The sequence below is a fragment of the Comamonas humi genome (genome assembly GCF_054782535.1).
The window spans coordinates 321,763-337,810 of the sequence record NZ_BAAGSH010000002.1 but is presented as its reverse complement, the minus strand read 5'-3'; the positions used below and the strand labels follow the sequence as shown (position 1 = coordinate 337,810).

The 16,048-nt window shown below is 67.8% G+C and carries 17 protein-coding genes; 10 read left to right on the top strand and 7 right to left on the bottom strand.

The annotated features are described in order from the left end of the window. The first annotated feature begins 116 nt into the window (after positions 1 to 116). The 4 genes from ACYVKR_RS01940 (at position 117) to ACYVKR_RS01925 (ending at position 3,317) form a co-directional block, all read left to right on the top strand. Positions 117 to 1,016: a transporter substrate-binding domain-containing protein gene (locus ACYVKR_RS01940; RefSeq protein WP_460479028.1), complete on the top strand. Its 900-nt coding sequence runs from the start codon at positions 117 to 119 to the stop codon at positions 1,014 to 1,016. Between the two features lie 115 nt (positions 1,017 to 1,131). Then, positions 1,132 to 1,887 carry an amino acid ABC transporter permease gene (locus ACYVKR_RS01935; RefSeq protein WP_460479027.1) on the top strand — a complete coding sequence of 252 codons (756 nt, stop codon included), beginning with the start codon at positions 1,132 to 1,134 and terminating at the stop codon, positions 1,885 to 1,887. A gap of 1 nt (position 1,888) precedes the next feature. After that, positions 1,889 to 2,560 (top strand): amino acid ABC transporter permease, encoded by a 672-nt coding sequence (locus tag ACYVKR_RS01930; protein ID WP_460479026.1) that lies wholly within the window; start codon positions 1,889 to 1,891, stop codon positions 2,558 to 2,560. Between the two features lie 19 nt (positions 2,561 to 2,579). After that, positions 2,580 to 3,317 (top strand): amino acid ABC transporter ATP-binding protein, encoded by a 738-nt coding sequence (locus ACYVKR_RS01925; RefSeq protein WP_460479025.1) that lies wholly within the window; start codon positions 2,580 to 2,582, stop codon positions 3,315 to 3,317. A gap of 57 nt (positions 3,318 to 3,374) precedes the next feature. On the opposite strand, the gene ACYVKR_RS01920 is transcribed toward ACYVKR_RS01925, so the two are convergent. Both ACYVKR_RS01920 and ACYVKR_RS01915 read right to left on the bottom strand, forming a co-directional pair. Continuing rightward, positions 3,375 to 4,274, bottom strand: a complete 900-nt coding sequence (locus tag ACYVKR_RS01920; RefSeq protein WP_460479024.1) for an amino acid ABC transporter substrate-binding protein — start codon at positions 4,272 to 4,274, stop codon at positions 3,375 to 3,377. A 102-nt stretch (positions 4,275 to 4,376) separates the two neighbouring features. Further along, positions 4,377 to 5,054 carry a YceH family protein gene (locus tag ACYVKR_RS01915; protein ID WP_460479023.1) on the bottom strand — a complete coding sequence of 226 codons (678 nt, stop codon included), beginning with the start codon at positions 5,052 to 5,054 and terminating at the stop codon, positions 4,377 to 4,379. A 63-nt stretch (positions 5,055 to 5,117) separates the two neighbouring features. Between ACYVKR_RS01915 and pyrC the strand changes: the two genes are divergently transcribed. The 4 genes from pyrC to ACYVKR_RS01895 all read left to right on the top strand — a co-directional run bounded on the left by pyrC (position 5,118) and on the right by ACYVKR_RS01895 (position 8,468). Beyond that, positions 5,118 to 6,155 (top strand): dihydroorotase, encoded by a 1,038-nt coding sequence (gene pyrC / locus ACYVKR_RS01910; RefSeq protein WP_460479022.1) that lies wholly within the window; start codon positions 5,118 to 5,120, stop codon positions 6,153 to 6,155. 86 nt (positions 6,156 to 6,241) lie between these two features. Beyond that, positions 6,242 to 6,991, top strand: coding sequence for a DUF3025 domain-containing protein (locus tag ACYVKR_RS01905; protein ID WP_460479021.1), 750 nt, complete (start codon positions 6,242 to 6,244; stop codon positions 6,989 to 6,991). A 90-nt stretch (positions 6,992 to 7,081) separates the two neighbouring features. After that, positions 7,082 to 7,948, top strand: coding sequence for a heat shock protein HtpX (gene htpX, locus ACYVKR_RS01900; protein ID WP_460479020.1), 867 nt, complete (start codon positions 7,082 to 7,084; stop codon positions 7,946 to 7,948). Positions 7,949 to 8,111: 163 nt separating this feature from the next. Further along, positions 8,112 to 8,468, top strand: a complete 357-nt coding sequence (locus tag ACYVKR_RS01895) for a hypothetical protein (RefSeq protein ID WP_460479019.1) — start codon at positions 8,112 to 8,114, stop codon at positions 8,466 to 8,468. A gap of 3 nt (positions 8,469 to 8,471) precedes the next feature. Here ACYVKR_RS01895 and ACYVKR_RS01890 read toward each other — a convergent pair whose 3' ends face one another. From ACYVKR_RS01890 to ACYVKR_RS01875, 4 genes are all read right to left on the bottom strand, one after another. Continuing rightward, positions 8,472 to 9,698, bottom strand: a complete 1,227-nt coding sequence (locus tag ACYVKR_RS01890) for an MFS transporter (protein WP_460479018.1) — start codon at positions 9,696 to 9,698, stop codon at positions 8,472 to 8,474. Next, on the bottom strand, positions 9,695 to 10,165 hold the full coding sequence (locus tag ACYVKR_RS01885; RefSeq protein WP_460479017.1) for a nucleoside deaminase: 471 nt from the start codon (positions 10,163 to 10,165) through the stop codon (positions 9,695 to 9,697). The genes ACYVKR_RS01890 and ACYVKR_RS01885 overlap by 4 nt, the downstream gene beginning before the upstream one ends. 78 nt (positions 10,166 to 10,243) lie before the next feature. Beyond that, positions 10,244 to 10,780: a hypothetical protein gene (locus ACYVKR_RS01880; RefSeq protein WP_460479016.1), complete on the bottom strand. Its 537-nt coding sequence runs from the start codon at positions 10,778 to 10,780 to the stop codon at positions 10,244 to 10,246. A gap of 131 nt (positions 10,781 to 10,911) precedes the next feature. Then, complete coding sequence (locus ACYVKR_RS01875) at positions 10,912 to 12,684, bottom strand: NAD(P)/FAD-dependent oxidoreductase (protein WP_460479015.1); 1,773 nt, start codon at positions 12,682 to 12,684, stop codon at positions 10,912 to 10,914. A 209-nt stretch (positions 12,685 to 12,893) separates the two neighbouring features. Between ACYVKR_RS01875 and ACYVKR_RS01870 the strand changes: the two genes are divergently transcribed. Then, entirely contained in the window at positions 12,894 to 13,988 is a 1,095-nt protein-coding gene (locus ACYVKR_RS01870; RefSeq protein ID WP_460479014.1) for a coiled-coil domain-containing protein, read from the top strand. Between the two features lie 50 nt (positions 13,989 to 14,038). Beyond that, the gene (locus ACYVKR_RS01865) at positions 14,039 to 15,064 is read left to right on the top strand and encodes a LacI family DNA-binding transcriptional regulator (RefSeq protein WP_460479013.1); all 1,026 of its coding nucleotides are present in this window, start codon (positions 14,039 to 14,041) and stop codon (positions 15,062 to 15,064) included. On the opposite strand, the gene ACYVKR_RS01860 is transcribed toward ACYVKR_RS01865, so the two are convergent. Further along, positions 15,051 to 16,040 (bottom strand): tripartite tricarboxylate transporter substrate binding protein, encoded by a 990-nt coding sequence (locus tag ACYVKR_RS01860; protein WP_460479012.1) that lies wholly within the window; start codon positions 16,038 to 16,040, stop codon positions 15,051 to 15,053. The two genes, ACYVKR_RS01865 and ACYVKR_RS01860, sit on opposite strands and share 14 nt — an antisense overlap. Between the last annotated feature and the right edge of the window lie 8 nt (positions 16,041 to 16,048).

Genomic DNA, 16,048 nt, shown 5'->3' with positions numbered 1-16,048 from the left:
CAATTACCGCACACCCATGCGGTTTGGTGTCAAACTTGCTTACAGCCTGCATGACCCCGTGGCGATGCCATGGACCCTTGGTGTCATGCACTTTTTTTGCACAGGAGGAACTGAAGATGAAGAAACACTTGCTTGCTCTGGCCGTTACCGTTTTGGCCGCAGGCAGCGCCATGGCGCAGGCCGGCGATACCTTGGCGAAGATCAAGTCTTCAGGCTCCATCACCCTGGGCGTGCGCGAGTCCTCCGGCCTGGGCTACACCCTGGGCAACGGCAAGTACGTGGGCTTCCACACCGAGATGGCCGAGAACATCGTCGGTGACCTGCAGAAGAAGCTGGGCCTGGCCAAGCTGAACGTCAACTACCAGCCGGTGACCTCGCAGAACCGCGTGCCGCTGGTGCAGAACGGCACGGTGGACCTGGAGTGCGGCTCCACCACCAACAACCAGGCGCGCGCCAAGGATGCAGCCTTTGCCTTCACCACCTACGTGGAAGAAGTGCGCATCGCCGTGAAGGCCAACTCGGGCATCACCGGCATCAAGGACCTGAACGGCAAGAGCATCGTGACCACGACCGGCACCACCTCGGTGCAGACGCTGCGCCGCAACAAGCGCGCCGATGGCCTGACCTTCAAGGAAGTCATGGGCAAGGACCACGCCGACAGCTTCCTGATGCTGGAGTCCGGCCGTGCCGACGCCTTCATCATGGACGGCTCCATCCTGGCCGCCAACATCTCCAAGGCCAAGAGCCCGCAGGACTTCAAGATCGTCGGCGAAGTGCTGTCGGTCGAGCCCATCGCCTGCATGCTGCGCAAGGACGACGCCGCCTTCAAGAAGGCCGTGGATGAGAGCATCGTGCGCCAGATCAAGGACGGCTCGCTGGCCAAGCTGTACGACAAGTGGTTCATGCAGCCCATTCCGCCGAACAACGTGAAGGTGGGCCTGCCGCTGTCCGAAGCCACCAAGGAAGCCTGGGCACACCCCAACGACAAGCCCATGGAAGATTACGCACAGAAGTAATCGACCGGGTTGCGGCGCCTCTTCAAACGGCGTTTGAAGAGGCGTTTTCGTTGGTGCTCTCACGCGTTGTCGTGTAGAGTGCCTGGGACCAAGACAACAATAATGAGGTAATCCTATGAGTTGGGATTGGCAGGTGTTCTGCGAGGACACCATCGAGCGCCAGGTGGTACAGGGCTGTTTCGGCAAGAACGGCGACGTCACCTACCTGGACTGGCTCCTGTCCGCCTGGGGCTGGACGGTTTCCGTATCGCTGTTGGCGCTGCTCATCGCGCTGATCGTGGGCTCTTTCATCGGTACCCTGCGCACCCTGCCGGACCGGCCGTGGGTGGTGCGCTTCGGCAATGCCTGGGTGGAGCTGTTCCGCAATATTCCGCTGCTGGTGCAGATCTTCCTGTGGTACCACGTGGTGCCGGCGATCTTCCCGGCGATGAAGTCCGTGCCCGGCTTCGTGCTGGTGGTGCTGGCGCTGGGCTTCTTCACGTCGGCGCGTATCGCCGAGCAGCTGCGCTCGGGCATCCAGGCGCTGCCGCGCGGCCAGCGCTATGCCGGCATGGCACTGGGCTTCACGACCTTCCAGTACTACCGCTATGTGCTGCTGCCCATGGCCTACCGCATCATCATTCCGCCGCTGACCAGCGAGGCGATGAACATCTTCAAGAACTCGTCGGTGGCGTTCGCCGTGTCGGTGGCCGAGCTGACGCTGTTCGCCATGCAGGCGCAGGAGGAAACCTCGCGCGGCATCGAGGTCTATCTGGCGGTGACGGGGCTGTACGTGATCTCGGCCTTCGCGATCAACCGCATCATGGCCTTCATCGAGAAGAAGAGCCGCGTGCCGGGCTTCATCGCCTCGGGCGGAACGGGAGGCCACTGAGATGAACCTCAATCTTGATTTCTCGTTCTACAACTGGGACCTGATCCAGAACTTCATCATCAAGGGCCTGGGCTTCAGCCTGATGCTGACGGTGATCGCGACGCTGGGCGGTGTCTTCTTCGGTACCCTGCTGGCGCTGATGCGCCTGTCGGGCAAGAAGGCGCTTGTGGTGCCCGCGACCATCTACGTGAACGGCATGCGCTCGGTTCCGCTGGTCATGGTGATCCTGTGGTTCTTCCTGCTGGTGCCGCTGTTGATCGGCAAGCCCATCGGCGCGGAGGCCTCGGCCATCATCACCTTCGTGGCCTTCGAGGCTGCGTACTTCAGCGAGATCATGCGCGCCGGCATCCAGTCGATTGCGCGCGGCCAGGTGTTCGCCGGCCAGGCGCTGGGCATGACCTACGGGCAGAACATGCGCCTGGTGGTGCTGCCGCAGGCCTTCCGCAACATGCTGCCGGTGCTGCTGACGCAGACCATCATCCTGTTCCAGGACACATCGCTGGTGTATGCCATCGGCGCCTACGACATGCTCAAGGGCTTCGAGGTGGCGGGCAAGAACTTCGGCCGCCCGGTCGAGGCCTACCTGGCGGCTGCCGTCCTCTATTTCATCATCTGCTTTGCGCTGTCCTGGCTGGTCAAGCGCCTGCACAAGAAGATTGCCATCATCCGCTGAGGCCTAAAGGAATATTGCAATGATCGAACTGAAAAACGTCTCCAAGTGGTATGGCTCGTTCCAGGTGCTCACGGACTGCTCCACCAACATCCAGAAGGGCGAGGTGGTGGTGGTGTGCGGGCCTTCGGGCTCGGGCAAGTCCACGCTGATCAAGACCATCAACGCGCTCGAACCCTTCCAGAAGGGCGAGATCTACGTCGACGGCACGGCCGTGCACGATCCCAAGACCGACCTGCCCAAGCTGCGCAGCCGCGTGGGCATGGTGTTCCAGCACTTCGAGCTGTTCCCGCACCTGTCGGTGACCGAGAACCTCACGATCGCGCAGATCAAGGTGCTGGGCCGCAGTGTCGACGAGGCCAAGAAGCGCGGCCTGAAGATGCTCGACCGCGTGGGCCTGATGGCGCACAAGGACAAGTTCCCCGGCCAGCTCTCCGGCGGCCAGCAGCAGCGCGTGGCCATTGCGCGCGCGCTGTCGATGGACCCGATCGTGATGCTGTTCGACGAACCCACCTCGGCGCTCGACCCCGAGATGGTCGGCGAGGTGCTGGACGTGATGGTGGGCTTGGCCAAGGAAGGCATGACCATGATGTGCGTGACCCACGAGATGGGCTTTGCGCGCAAGGTGGCCAGCCGCGTGATCTTCATGGACGTGGGCGGCAAGATCCTCGAGGACTGCAGCAAGGATGAGTTCTTCGGCAATCCCGATGCACGCCAGCCGCGCACCAAGGAGTTCCTCAACAAGATCCTGCAGCACTGATCGCACAGCGCCTGCACACGCCAGCGGCCCTTCGGGGCCGCTTTTTATTGGCGAGGCTCAGTTGTCGAACTGGTCCGACGGGTAGCGCAGCATGTCGCTCAGCAGGTAAGGCATGGGGATGTTGAGGTTGAAGCCCTTGCCCGGCAGCGGCGACTCGAACCACTTCTTGTACAGCGTGCCGATCTCGTGGCTCTGCGCCATGCGGCGCATCTCGCCGTCGAAGAACTTCTTCAGCCGCGTATCGCTGGCGCGCATCATCAGCGACAGCGGCTCGATGGACAGCAGCTTGCCCACCATCTTGTAGTCGCCCGGCTTCTCGGCCTGGGCGCGGAAGCTGGCCAGCACGATGTCGTCCATCACCCAGGCATCGACCGCGCGCTTTTGCAGCGCGGCGAAGCATTCGCCGTGGTTCACGCACTCGGACTTGGTGAAGCGCAGCCCGCCCAGGTCTTCCTTTTCCTTGAGGATGGCGACCGAGGTCGTGCCCTTGGTGGTGATGACCTTCTTGCCGCTGGCATCGGCAAGGGCCTCGATCTTCGAGCCGCTGGCCGCCAGCACGCGCGCGCCGGCGATGTAGTAGGGCATGCTGAAGCTGACCTGCTTGGTCTCGCGCCGCTCCCGGGTGTTGGTGGTGTTGCTGCAGTCCAGGTCGATGGCGCCGCTGGCCAGATCGGTGAAGCGCGTCTGCCCGTTGATGGCGCGGTAGCTGATCTGCAGCGCCGGCAGTTGCAGCTCTTTTTGCAGCGAGGCCAGCAGCGACTTGCAGATGTCGATGGCATAGCCCACCGGGGCGCTGCCTTCGGTGGCGTACGAGAAGGGGATGGAGTCGGGCCGGAAACCGACGGTGACCGACCGGGTGTTCCGGATCTTGTCCCAGGTATCCGGGGTGGTCTGGGCCAGGCCGGCGCTGCTCCAGGCAGCGGTGACCAGGGCAAGCAGGGGCAACAACAGGCGCATGGCGGATCTCCCTCAGTGAATTTTTGGAATAAGCGCAGATGCTAACAAAAGTAACGAGGCTGCGATAGTTTCATTCACTGGATGCGCCACGCGCCATTGGACCTAGGCCGGCGGACCGTCCACGCCCAGCGCCTCGCACAGCTGCTGCACGGTGGCGCGCAGCTGGACCACCTCGGTTTCCAGTGCTTCCACGCGCTGCTGCAGGGCGCCGGCCTGGCCCGTGGGGGCGGCGCTGGCGGCGCTTTGCAGCGCGGCCACATCGATGGGACCGCACAGCAGGTGGGCCCAGCGCTGCTCGCGGGCCCCGGGCGCGCGCGGCAGCTGCTCCACCAGCGGGCCGCCCTTTTCCTCGCTGCGCTCGCGCAGCTCGTCAAGAAAGGCCTCGACCGAGGAGATGTCGGCAAAGCGGTGCCAGCGCTCGGCGTTGATGCGCAGCTCGCCGGCGGTCTGCGGGCCGCGCAGCATCAGCAGCGACAGCAGCACGGCCGACTGGTCGGGCACGCCCACGCCGCGCGGAAAATTGTGCTCCCAGCGCGTCGCGCGGTTGCCGCTGATCTGCACCGCCAGGCTGCGCTGGCGCAGCTGGTCCAGCGCCTCCACCGCCTCGCCCTCGCTCACTTCCATCACCGGGTCGCGGCTGGATTTCTGGTTGCAGCCAGTGACCAGGGCGTTGAGCGTGAGCGGGTAGCTGTCGGGCACGGTGCGGGCCTTTTCCATCATCGTGGCGAGCACGCGGGCCTCGATGGCGGTCAGGGGAGCGGGGCGGGGATCGAAGGGCATGGGCGTTTCCTTGTGTGTGCCTGCCATCGTAAACAGGTTCGGGGGCGGTGAGACAATACCCGGATGACCACGATCCAGACCCTCTCCCTCCTGCGGCCCGACGACTGGCACATCCATCTGCGCGATGGCGACGTGCTGGATACCGTGGTGCCGCACGCCGCGGCGCAGTTCGGCCGCGCCATCGTCATGCCCAACCTGCGCCCGCCGGTCACGACCACCGAACAGGCGCTGGCGTACAAGGCGCGCATCCTGGCCGCCGTGCCCGCGGGCGCCAGCTTCGAGCCGCTGATGACCCTGTACCTCACCGACAACCTGGCACCCGAGGAAATCGCGCGCGCCAAGGTGGCCGGCATCGTGGCCTGCAAGCTCTACCCGGCCGGCGCCACCACCAACAGCGACGCGGGCGTCACCAACATCCGCAAGATCTACCCCACGCTCGAAGCCATGCAGCGCCACGGCCTGTTGCTGCTGGTGCACGGCGAGGTGACGGGCAGCGACATCGACCTGTTCGACCGCGAGGCCGTGTTCATCGAGCAGCAGATGATCCCGCTGCGCCGCGACTTCCCGGGCCTGAAGATCGTGTTCGAGCACATCACCACCAAGGAGGCCGCGCAATACGTGGCCGGCAGCGATGCGAACACCGGTGCCACCATCACCGCGCAGCACCTGCTGTTCAACCGCAATGCCATCTTCACCGGCGGCATCCGCCCGCACTACTACTGCCTGCCGGTCCTCAAGCGCGAAGAGCACCGCCTGGCCCTGGTGCAGGCCGCCACCAGCGGCAGCCCCAAGTTCTTCCTGGGCACCGACAGCGCGCCGCACGCCGCGCACCTGAAGGAGCACGCCACCGGCTGCGCCGGCTGCTACACCGCGCATGCCGCGATCGAGATGTACGCCGAGGCCTTCGACAGCGTGGGCGCGCTCGACAAGCTGGAGGGCTTTGCCAGCCTGCACGGCCCCGACTTCTACGGCCTGCCGCGCAACCAGGAGCAGATCACGCTGGTGCGCGAAAGCTGGACGCCGCCGGCCAGCTTCCCGTTCGGCGAGGCCGAGCTCAAGCCGCTGCGCTCGGGCGATGCGCTGCCGTGGAAGTTGCGCTGATTTTGCTATTTAATATATAGCTGTTTGCGCTTATGGATAGGGCATCAGAGGTCGATTTCATTCAAAATCCCTGTGCAGGTGCAGCCATGCTGGCAGCGGTGGACTGGTCGCGCCCGTGGCTGCAGCCCTATGCCGCGCTGCAGCAGCGCGCGCAGGCCGTGCTGGCGGCGCAGCCCGGCGCCGCGGTATGGCAACTGCTTGATGCCCTGGGCGACTGCGGCCGCCGCTTCGTGCCGCAGCACGAGCTGCCTGAAGGCGAGGCCTACGAGCACTTCGTGCGGCGCACGCGCACCGTGCCCACGCGCGACAACCTGCACGACTGGTTCAACGGCCTGGTGTGGCAGCGCTTTGCGCAGACCAAGGCCCGCCTGAACGCCTTGCAGGCCGAGGCCATCGCCCGGGCCGGCGTGGGGCAGCACCGCGGGCCGCTGCGCGACGCCATCACGCTGCTCGACGAGAACGGCGCCTTCCTCATCGCCAGCGAGCCGGTCTGGCAGGCCCTGCGCGAGCGCCAGTGGCAGCGGCTGTTCGTCGAGCTGCGCCCTGAATGGCAGCAGGCCCGGCTGCTGCTGTTCGGCCATGCGCTGCTCGAAAAACTGGTGCAGCCGAGAAAACCAGTCACCGCACACGTGATTTGTCTGCCGCAACCGCTGCGGCTCGTGGACAATACCGATGCAGACGTTGCCGGCCAGCTGAGCGCGGAGCACCTGGCGGACAAGCCCTTTGTGCCGCTGCCGGTGCTCGGTGTGCCCGGCTGGTGGAAGGACAACGAGAACTTTTCCTTCTATGACGACTCTGCAGTATTTCGCCCGGCCCGGTCACCAGAACGACGATAACTAAAACGATCGATGCCAGCCGCTTGCAATGCGGCCCTGGCAGCCCCATATGGCGAAGAACTGCGTTCCCCTTTTTTGGAGAAACCCACTATGAAAAGAATTGCCTTGTTCCTGCTCACCAACATCGCCGTGGTTGTGGTGCTGGGCATCGTCGCGAGCCTGCTGGGCGTCAATCGCTATCTCACGCCCAACGGCCTCAATCTCACCTCGCTGCTGGGCTTTGCCTTCATCATGGGCTTCGGCGGCGCGTTCATCTCGCTGCTCATCAGCAAGCCCGTGGCGAAATGGTCCTCGGGCGTGCGCGTGATCAACCAGCCGTCCAACGCCGACGAGGCCTGGATCGTCGAGACTGTGCGCAAGTTCGCCGACAAGGCCGGCATCAAGATGCCCGAGGTGGGCATCTACGAGGGCGAGCCCAATGCCTTCGCCACCGGCGCGTTCAAGAATTCGGCGCTGGTGGCCGTCTCCACCGGCCTGCTGCAGGGCATGACGCGTGAGGAAGTCGAGGCCGTGATCGGCCACGAGGTGGCCCACGTCGCCAACGGCGACATGGTGACCATGGCGCTGATCCAGGGCGTGATGAACACCTTCGTGGTCTTCCTGTCGCGCGTGATCGGCTACGCCATCGACAGCTTCCTGCGCCGCGACAATGAAAACAGCGGCCCCGGCATCGGCTACTACGTCTCGACCATCGTGCTCGACATCCTGTTCGGCGTGCTGGCCTCGATCATCGTGGCCTGGTTCTCGCGCCAGCGCGAATTCCGCGCCGACGCCGGCGCCGCCCAGCTCATGGGCCGCAAGCAGCCGATGATGAATGCGCTGGCCCGCCTGGGCGGCATGCATCCGGGCGAGCTGCCCAAGAACATGGCGGCCATGGGCATCGCCGGCGGCATCGGCCAGCTGTTCTCGACCCACCCGCCCATCGAGCAGCGCATTGCTGCCCTGCAAAACAGCTGATCGGGTTTCCGTCCCCTGCCAAAAAGCACCGCCTGGCGGTGCTTTTTCTTTGCGTAACTTGCGCGGGATTTACCCCACTTTACCGCCGCGGCGTGCACCATGACACCCGCCGGCCGTTGAATAGGCAGGCCACCTTCCGCAGGTGGATCACAAGGACGGATGTATGCGTTTACCCAACCCCTCCCACCTCCAGCGCCTCGCCCCCTGGGCTGCGGCGCTGGGCGCCAGCATCGTGCTCGCGGGCTGCGTGGTGGCCCCGGCCCAGCCCTACTACGCCACGAACGACGCCGTGGTGTACACGCCGGCAGCGCCGCCGCCCATGCAGAGCGAGATCGTCACCGTGGCGCCGTCGCCGGTGCACGTGTGGATCGGCGGCTACTGGGACTGGAGCGGCGGCCGCTACCAATGGCGCCCGGGCCGCTGGGAAGCCCCGCCGCACCGCGGCTACCGCTGGGTGCCGCGGCAGTGGGACCATGGCTCGCGCGGCTGGTACCCACGCGGCGGGCACTGGGGCCGTTGAGCGTCAGGAAGCTGGCGCGCGCATCGCCTGCGCATAGCGCTGCGGCGCCAGTTGGGCCACCAGCAGCGTGACCACGGCCACGCAGCCCAGGTGCATGAGCCAGCCGGCCTGAAAGCCCCCGCTGGCGCCATGCAGCTGCGCCACGACCCAGGGTGCGAGCGCGGCGATCACGAAGCCGCCGCCCTGCATCTGCGCGCTGAGCGCGCCGGCCTGCATGGGGTGGGGCAGGTGGTCCAGCGTGGCCACCAGCACCAGCGCGAAACAGCCGCCCAGGCCCACGCCCAGCACCACGGCCATGGCGCGCGGCGCGGCATCGGGCCACCAGGCGAGCAGCGCAAAGCCCACGGCCTGGCAGGCCAGCGTCAGCCACAGCCAGGGGCGGCGGTCCGGTCCGCCGCGGCTTGCCAGCAGCGGCAGCAGCAGCGCCGCGCAGGCCTGCGCCACGGCCATGATGGCCACCAGCGAGCCGCTGGCGATGGCGCTCATTCCATGTCCCTGGTAGTACGGCGCGAGCCAGGCCACGGCCGAGGCGTAGCCGCCATTGACCAGGCCGAAGCAGGCCATCAGCAGCCAGGTGCGCGGGCGGCGCAGCAGCCAGTTGGTGGCGTTGCTGCTGTTGCCCACGGCCGAGACGCTCGCGGTGGAGGCCTCGCTCTGCTCGCGCAGCGCGTACCAGACCAGCGGCAGTGCCACCAGCACCGGCAGGGCCCACTGGGCCAGCGCGGCCTGCCAGTCCAGCCCGAGCTGCACCGACAGCGGCGACCATTGCGCACCCAGCGCGCCGCCGCCCATCAGGGCCGCGGAGTACAGCCCCATCATCGGCGCCACATGCAGCGGGAACTGCCGCTTGAGGATGCCCGGAAACACGCCCTGCACCAGGGCCACGCCGGCGCCGCAGATGGCGGCGCTGAGCAGCAGCACGCTGCCCGCGCCGGCCACGATCCGCAGCGCGCAGCCCAGCGCGATCAGCAGCATCGAGACGCCCACCACGCGGCGGGCACCCCAGCGCCGCAGCGTTCCCGGCGCCAGCAATGCGCCCACGCCCATCAGCCCCATGGGCAGCAGCGTGAGCCAGGACATGGCCGTGAGGCCCATGCCGGTGGCCGACTGGATGGGCGGCCCCAGCGGGCCGATGGCCGTCAGGAAGGGGCGCAGGTTCATGCCCGTGAGCACCACCACGGCCAGCCACAGCAGCGTGGGGCCGGGCGCACGGTTCAGCGGGGTGCTCATGCCGGGCCGGCCTCGGGCCACGGCGCATCGCCGTAGAGCTGGGCGGCGCTGATGCCGGTATCGAGCCGCGCCAGCGGCAGCGGTGGCGGCGACAGCGGCATGCGCAGCCGCTGGTAGGCGCCTTCGCTGGACAGGCCGTAGGGCGCGGCGTCCTGGTTGTCGAAGGCGTAGAAGACCTGCTCAGCGCCCGCCATCACCAGCGCCGCGAGGCACATGGGGCAGGGGTGGCCGCTGGCATAGATGGTGCAGCCGGCCAGGCTGGGGCTGGCCTGCGCGCGCGTGCCGGCGCGCAGCGCCTGCATCTCGGCGTGGGTGCTGGGGTCGTGGCTGTGCACGATGTCGTTGACGCCGGTGGCCAGCACCGCTCCGTCTTTGGCCAGCACGGCGCCGAAGGGGCGGCCGCCGCGCAGGCGGTTCTCATGGGCCAGGTCCACGGCCTGGCGCAGCAGTTGGGTATCTTGATGCATGTGGGGGGGAACGGAAACCGGAAGGGGCAAGAAAAAGAGCACCGTGGGGTGCTCTGGTTCGAGGATCCGGGGCGGCGCTTACTTGAGACTGTAATTCAATTGGAACATCAGTGCAGAGTTGCCCAGCAGATTCACCTGCGCCCCCCATTCGGGCGTGAAGTTCCAGCCGATGGCCGGGATGGCGCTCAGGCCCCAGCCGCTGCGGGTATTGAGCGGAATCTTCTTGTGGTACGGAAAGCGGTAGCCGTGGATCAGGCCGCCGGTGAGCTTGAAGTACAGCTGCGGCGCGCTGTCGAACGGCCGCAGGCGCCAGCCGTAGTACGCGAACTGGCTGGGCTGGCCGAAGGAGTTGTTGAAGATGGCCAGGCCGGCGACATGGCGCTCGTCCAGGCGCTTCTCGGCATCCAGCAGCCAGACATACGCGTGCTTGGCGTTCTCCGGCTCGTAGTCGTGCTCCTGCCTGGCTTCGGAGAAGTGGTGGGTGTAGGGCGCCACGCCGAAGGTCCAGCCCGACAGCGCAGAGGCCGGCGCATCGGCGTCGACCGCGAAGGCGGCCAGGGGCAGCAGGGTGGCCGGCAGGGCCAGCGCCGCTGCCCGGCGGACGGATCGTCGCATTCCAAACTCCGTGGTGGGACCGGAAAGATGGAGGCGAGTATAGAAGCCCTATATGCCGTGGCAGCTACCGTATGGGGCTTTTCTATCGATTTGAGGTGCAATGCCGACAGGTTCGCGGCATTAAGGGTAATTTAAGCCGTTTGGGCAATGCCATCGTGCGCCAGCTGCTCCACAATCCGTAGCGCTACCGCCTCACCCACCTTGATGCCGTCCACGCCCGCCGACAGGATGCCGCCCGCGTAGCTCGCGCCTTCGCCCGCCGGGTACAGGCCCAGGGTGTTCAGGCTCTGGTAGCTGGCGTCGCGGCCGATCTTGAGCGGCGACGAGGTGCGCGTCTCCACGCCGGTGAGCACGGCGTCCGCCATGTCGTAGCCGCGGATCTTCTTGCCGAAGGCCGGCAGGGCCTCGCGCATGGCCTCGATGGCGTAGGCGGGCAGCGCAGGGTGCAGGTCGCCCAGCGTGACGCCGGGCCGGTACGAGGGTTGCACCTCGCCAAAGTCGCGCGAGGGCTGGCCTTGGACGAAGTCGCCCACCAGCTGGCCCGGCGCGCTGTAGTTGCTGCCGCCCAGCACATAGGCCGCGGATTCGAGCCGGCGCTGCAGCACGATGCCCGACAGCGGGTGGAATTCGCCCGGCTGCAGGTGCTCCGCACCGTAGGTCTTGCCGCCGAAGGCCCAGGCGAAGCTCTCGGCGTCCTGCGGGTAGTCCTCGGGGTTGATGGCGCAGACCATGCCGGCGTTGGCATTGCGCTCGGCGCGCGAGTACTGGCTCATGCCGTTGGTCACCACGCGCTCGGGTTCGCTGGTGGCGGCCACCACCGTGCCGCCCGGGCACATGCAGAAGCTGTAGACGGCGCGGCCGTTCTTCGCGTGGTGCACCAGCTTGTAGTCGGCCGCACCCAGCAGCGGGTGGCCGGCATGCCGGCCCCAGCGGGCGCGGTCGATCACGCTCTGCGGGTGTTCGATGCGGAAACCCACCGAGAACGGCTTGGCCTCCATCTGCACGCCGCGCTCGTACAGCATGGCGAAGGTGTCGCGCGAGCTGTGGCCCAGTGCCAGCACGGCCTGCGTGGCGGGCAGCTCGTAGTGCTCGCCGGTGGCGTTGTTCAGCACCTGCAGGGCCGCCAAGCGGCGCTGGCCGCCGGATTCGTCGAGGCGCACGTCGGTCACGCGCTGCTCGAAGCGGATCTCGCCGCCCAGGCGGATGATCTCCTCGCGGATGCCTTCCACCACCTTGACCAGCTTGAAGGTGCCGATGTGCGGGTGGGCGGCGTAGAGGATGTCGGGCGGCGCGCCGTGGGCGACGAACTCCTGCATCACCTTGCGGCCCAGGTGGCGCGGGTCCTTGATCTGGCTGTAGAGCTTGCCGTCGCTGAAGGTGCCGGCGCCGCCTTCGCCGAACTGCACGTTCGACTCGGGCGTGAGCTGGCGCTTGCGCCACAGGCCCCAGGTGTCCCGGGTGCGCTCGCGCACCGGCTTGCCGCGCTCGAGCACGATGGGGCGAAAGCCCATCTGCGCCAGCACCAGCGCCGCAAAGATGCCGCAGGGGCCAAAGCCCACGACCACCGGGCGCTCGGCCAGCCCGGCCGGGGCCTGGGCCACCGGCTTCCAGGCCATGTCGGGCGTGCGCTGCACATGCGGGTTCGGTTCGAGCTGCAGCAGCAGCGATTCGGCCAGCGCGGCATCGTCGAGCCGCACGTCGACGATGTAGACGGCCTGCAGGTCGGCCTTGCGCGCGTCGAAGCTGCGCTTGTGCACATGCACGTCGGCAATGCGCCCGGCATCGACCGCCAGCGTCCGTGCGGCCAGCGCGCGCAGCGCGTCCAGCGGGTGGAATTCCGTGTGGTTCTCGGGGTCGAAGGTGATCGCCGCCAGCGGCAGCTTCAGTTCGGAAATTCGGATCATGGCTTGGGGCTATCAAGCAAAAAGAGGCCGAGATGGTAGCGCGATCGCCCAGTGGCCGCCGGCGGCCCGCCGCTCGCCTGACGCCGGCCCTAGGTCAAAAACAATAGCTGCTTGCGCTTGATGGTAGGGCGCTGAAGGCCAATTTGGCATGAAAATATCCTGGCGTATGCGGCCCGCGTGGGCCGGCCGCTGGGCCACAATGGCGGGCTATGCAGCGCCAGCCATCCTCCGTCATCCACCTCGCCGCCGGTGCGCTCGCGGCACCGCTGTCTGCGCCGCAGGCGCAGTTCAACACCCTGGTGCAGCGCATCGCCGAGCAGCGCGAGGCGCTGGGCGTCTGGGACACGGCGGTCGCGGCCTACCGCCAGCGGCATGCGCGCGACTACCTGCCGCTGCTCGATGCCTACCATGGGCTGCATGCCGAGTTGGTGCAACTGCTCGACGGCATGGCCGACCGCAAGCTCTCCAAGGCCGACCGCGCCCAGCTGCACGAGCTGATCGCCAGCACCGCCGCCATCCTGGCCGAGGGTGCACGCGACGAGGCCCTGCGCGCGGCGATGCAGGCACTGCATGAGCGCTATGCCCCGGCAGAAGACGCGGCTGCGCCGCAGGCCGAGGCCGCTCCGCTGGTTGAGGAAGAAGGGGAGGCGGCGGACCCCGATTCGCCCGAAGCCGTGGCGCGCCAGGTGGAGGAGCAGATGGAGGCCGCCCGCCAGCGCGCCGAGCAGGCGCGGGCCGCGCACCAGGCCAAGCGCCGGAAAAAGCCCGGCAGCCGCGAGCAGAAGCAGCAGCACGAGGCCAAGCAGGCCAGCCAGTCGCTGCGCGAGGTCTACCGCCGGCTGGCCAGCAGCCTGCACCCCGACCGCGAGAGCGACCCCGTCGAGCGCGAGCGCAAGACGGCGCTGATGCAGCGCGCCAACCGGGCCTACGACGCGGGCAACCTGCTCGAACTGCTGGAGCTGCAATGGGAGGCCGAGCACCTCGACCCGGCGAAGCTGGCCTCGTTCAGCGACGAGCGCCTGGCGCACTACAACCGGGTGCTCGCCGAGCAGCTGGCCGGACTGCAGCGCGAGGTGGCCGGCGCCGGCCTGGCGTTCGCCCGCGAATTCGGCCTGCCGCCGGCGCGCGGCTACCAGCCCGCCAAGCTGATGGCGCTGCTGCGCACGCAGATGCAGCAGCTGCAGGCCGACAGCCAGGCGCTGCAGCTCTTCCTGCGCGAGCTGCGGCACGACCCGGACGAACTCAAGCGCTGGCTCAAGCAGGAGCGCGACTGGGCGCGCCGGCCCGCCCTGTACTCGGAGTGAGCGGCGGCCGGCGTCTCGGCGGCCCGGGCTTGCGGTAGATTCGCAGCATCATGAGCAGAGCATTGACGAGTCGGGACATCGCCCGCATCTCCGGGTTTTCGCAGGCCACGGTATCGCGCGTGCTGCAGGGATCGACCCTGGTCCACCCGGAAACCCGCGACGCCATCCTGAAGGTGATCGCCGAATCGGGCTATGCGCCGAACGCCGCGGCCCGGGCCATGCGCACGCGGCGCTCGAACCTGATTGCGCTGGTGGTGGCCAACGTCACCGTCAACCCCCTGTACCCGGCGCTGCTGCAGGAGCTGACGGCGCAGCTGCGCCCGCTGGGCCTGCTGGCCACGGTCTGGGAAGAGGAGGACTTCGACGAGCGCGCGCTGCCGGTGCTGGCCAACGCCGGCGTGGACGGCGTGATCGCCACCACGGCCATGTCCGAGGCCTCGGACTTCTTGCACACGCTGGCGCAGCGGATTCCGCTGGTGCTGATCCACCGCACCGTGGCCTCGTCGCGGCTGGACCAGTTCTCCTGCGACAACCGCCTCAGCGGCGAGGCCGTGGCCCGCTACCTGCTGGAGGGCGGGCGCAGGCGCCTGGGCCTGATCTCGGGCGAGCGCCTGCCCAACACGCTGCGCGAGCGCGAGGAGGGGTTCCTCGCGCACCTGGCGGCCGCCGGCATAGCGGCGCAGCAGGTGCCCGTGGCCCGCGTGGCCAGCTTCAACTACGCGAACGGCCTGCAGGCGGCCCGGGCGCTGATGGCCGAGCATCAACTGGATGGGATCTTCGGCGTCAACGACATCGTGGCCATCGGGGCGCTGGACGGGCTGAGGCAGATGGGCCTGCGCGTGCCCGGCGATGTCTGGGTGGTGGGGGCCGACAACGTGCCCATGGCCTCGTGGGGCTCGTTCGACCTGACGACGGTGGACCAGTCGCGCAGCGCGCTGGTCAGCGCCGCGGTGGACTGCCTGCGCCGCCGCCTGGAAGGCGACGACAGCCCGGCGGAGCACCTGCGGGTGCCCTACCGGCTGGTGCAGCGCGGCAGCTCGGGTGGTTTGGGCGGAGCGGGCGTCAGTCCAGCCTGATGCGGTTGGCCTTGGCCACCGAGGTCCATTTCTTGACCTCGTCGTCCAGGAAGCGGCCGAACTCGTCGGGGCCGGAGCCGACGATCTCGGCCCCCAGCGAGGCGAGCTTGCTGGAGACCTCGGGCAGCTGCAGGATCCGGGCGATCTCGCGGTGCAGGCGCTCCACGACGGGGCGGGGCATGCCGGCCGGCCCCATGACGCCGCCCCAGGAGCTGGCCTCGAAGCCCGGCACCCCGCTCTCGGCGATGGTCGGCACCTCGGGCAGCGCCGCGGAGCGCTTGCTGCCCGTCACCGCCAGCGGCTTGAGCAGGCCGGCGTTGACCGACGCGATGCCGCCGATGACCGTTGGCATCGCCAGGTTCACCGTGCCGGCGATCACGTCCTGCAGGCCGGGCGCATCGCCCTTGTAGGGCACGTGCACCATGGCGACCTGGGCCATGGTCTTGAGCATTTCGCCCGCCATGTGGTTGGATGAGCCGTTGCCCGCCGATGCAAAGGTCAGCTTGCCGGGGTGCGCCTTGGCATAGGCCAGCAGCTCGGGCAGGCTCTGGTAGGGCGCGCTGGGCGCCACCAGCACCACCAGCGGCACCACCGAGGTCAGCGTGATGGGCGTGAAACCCTTGAGCGCGTCGTAGGGCAGCTTGGCGTAGACGGCGGGGTTGATGGCGTTGGGGCCCAGGTTGCCCATCAGCAGCGTGTAGCCGTCCGGCGGCGCCTTGGCGACCAGTTCCAGCGCGATGATGCCGTTGGCGCCCGGGCGGTTTTCCACCACCACGGCCTGGCCCAGCGCGTCGGTGAGCTTCTGCGCCAGCACCCGGGCGGTAATGTCCGAGGCCCCGCCCGGCGGGTAGGGCACGACGAAGCGTATCGGCTGCCGGGCGGGCCAGGCCTGGGCGTAGGCGCTGGAGGCGAGGGCGGCGGCAGCGGCGCAGGCGCCACACAGCCGGAGGAAGGTTCTACGGAGCTTGATCGTCATGCGCAAGG

Excerpts from the sequence above, each read along its gene's own strand:
- ACYVKR_RS01940 (WP_460479028.1), top strand. The coding sequence starts at position 117 with ATGAAGAAACACTTGCTTGCTCTGGCCGTTACCGTTTTGGCCGCAGGC.
- ACYVKR_RS01935 (WP_460479027.1), top strand. The coding sequence starts at position 1,132 with ATGAGTTGGGATTGGCAGGTGTTCTGCGAGGACACCATCGAGCGCCAG.
- ACYVKR_RS01930 (WP_460479026.1), top strand. The coding sequence starts at position 1,889 with ATGAACCTCAATCTTGATTTCTCGTTCTACAACTGGGACCTGATCCAG.
- ACYVKR_RS01925 (WP_460479025.1), top strand. The coding sequence starts at position 2,580 with ATGATCGAACTGAAAAACGTCTCCAAGTGGTATGGCTCGTTCCAGGTG.
- ACYVKR_RS01920 (WP_460479024.1), bottom strand. The coding sequence starts at position 4,274 with ATGCGCCTGTTGTTGCCCCTGCTTGCCCTGGTCACCGCTGCCTGGAGC.
- ACYVKR_RS01915 (WP_460479023.1), bottom strand. The coding sequence starts at position 5,054 with ATGCCCTTCGATCCCCGCCCCGCTCCCCTGACCGCCATCGAGGCCCGC.
- pyrC (WP_460479022.1), top strand. The coding sequence starts at position 5,118 with ATGACCACGATCCAGACCCTCTCCCTCCTGCGGCCCGACGACTGGCAC.
- ACYVKR_RS01905 (WP_460479021.1), top strand. The coding sequence starts at position 6,242 with ATGCTGGCAGCGGTGGACTGGTCGCGCCCGTGGCTGCAGCCCTATGCC.
- htpX (WP_460479020.1), top strand. The coding sequence starts at position 7,082 with ATGAAAAGAATTGCCTTGTTCCTGCTCACCAACATCGCCGTGGTTGTG.
- ACYVKR_RS01895 (WP_460479019.1), top strand. The coding sequence starts at position 8,112 with ATGCGTTTACCCAACCCCTCCCACCTCCAGCGCCTCGCCCCCTGGGCT.
- ACYVKR_RS01890 (WP_460479018.1), bottom strand. The coding sequence starts at position 9,698 with ATGAGCACCCCGCTGAACCGTGCGCCCGGCCCCACGCTGCTGTGGCTG.
- ACYVKR_RS01885 (WP_460479017.1), bottom strand. The coding sequence starts at position 10,165 with ATGCATCAAGATACCCAACTGCTGCGCCAGGCCGTGGACCTGGCCCAT.
- ACYVKR_RS01880 (WP_460479016.1), bottom strand. The coding sequence starts at position 10,780 with ATGCGACGATCCGTCCGCCGGGCAGCGGCGCTGGCCCTGCCGGCCACC.
- ACYVKR_RS01875 (WP_460479015.1), bottom strand. The coding sequence starts at position 12,684 with ATGATCCGAATTTCCGAACTGAAGCTGCCGCTGGCGGCGATCACCTTC.
- ACYVKR_RS01870 (WP_460479014.1), top strand. The coding sequence starts at position 12,894 with ATGCAGCGCCAGCCATCCTCCGTCATCCACCTCGCCGCCGGTGCGCTC.
- ACYVKR_RS01865 (WP_460479013.1), top strand. The coding sequence starts at position 14,039 with ATGAGCAGAGCATTGACGAGTCGGGACATCGCCCGCATCTCCGGGTTT.
- ACYVKR_RS01860 (WP_460479012.1), bottom strand. The coding sequence starts at position 16,040 with ATGACGATCAAGCTCCGTAGAACCTTCCTCCGGCTGTGTGGCGCCTGC.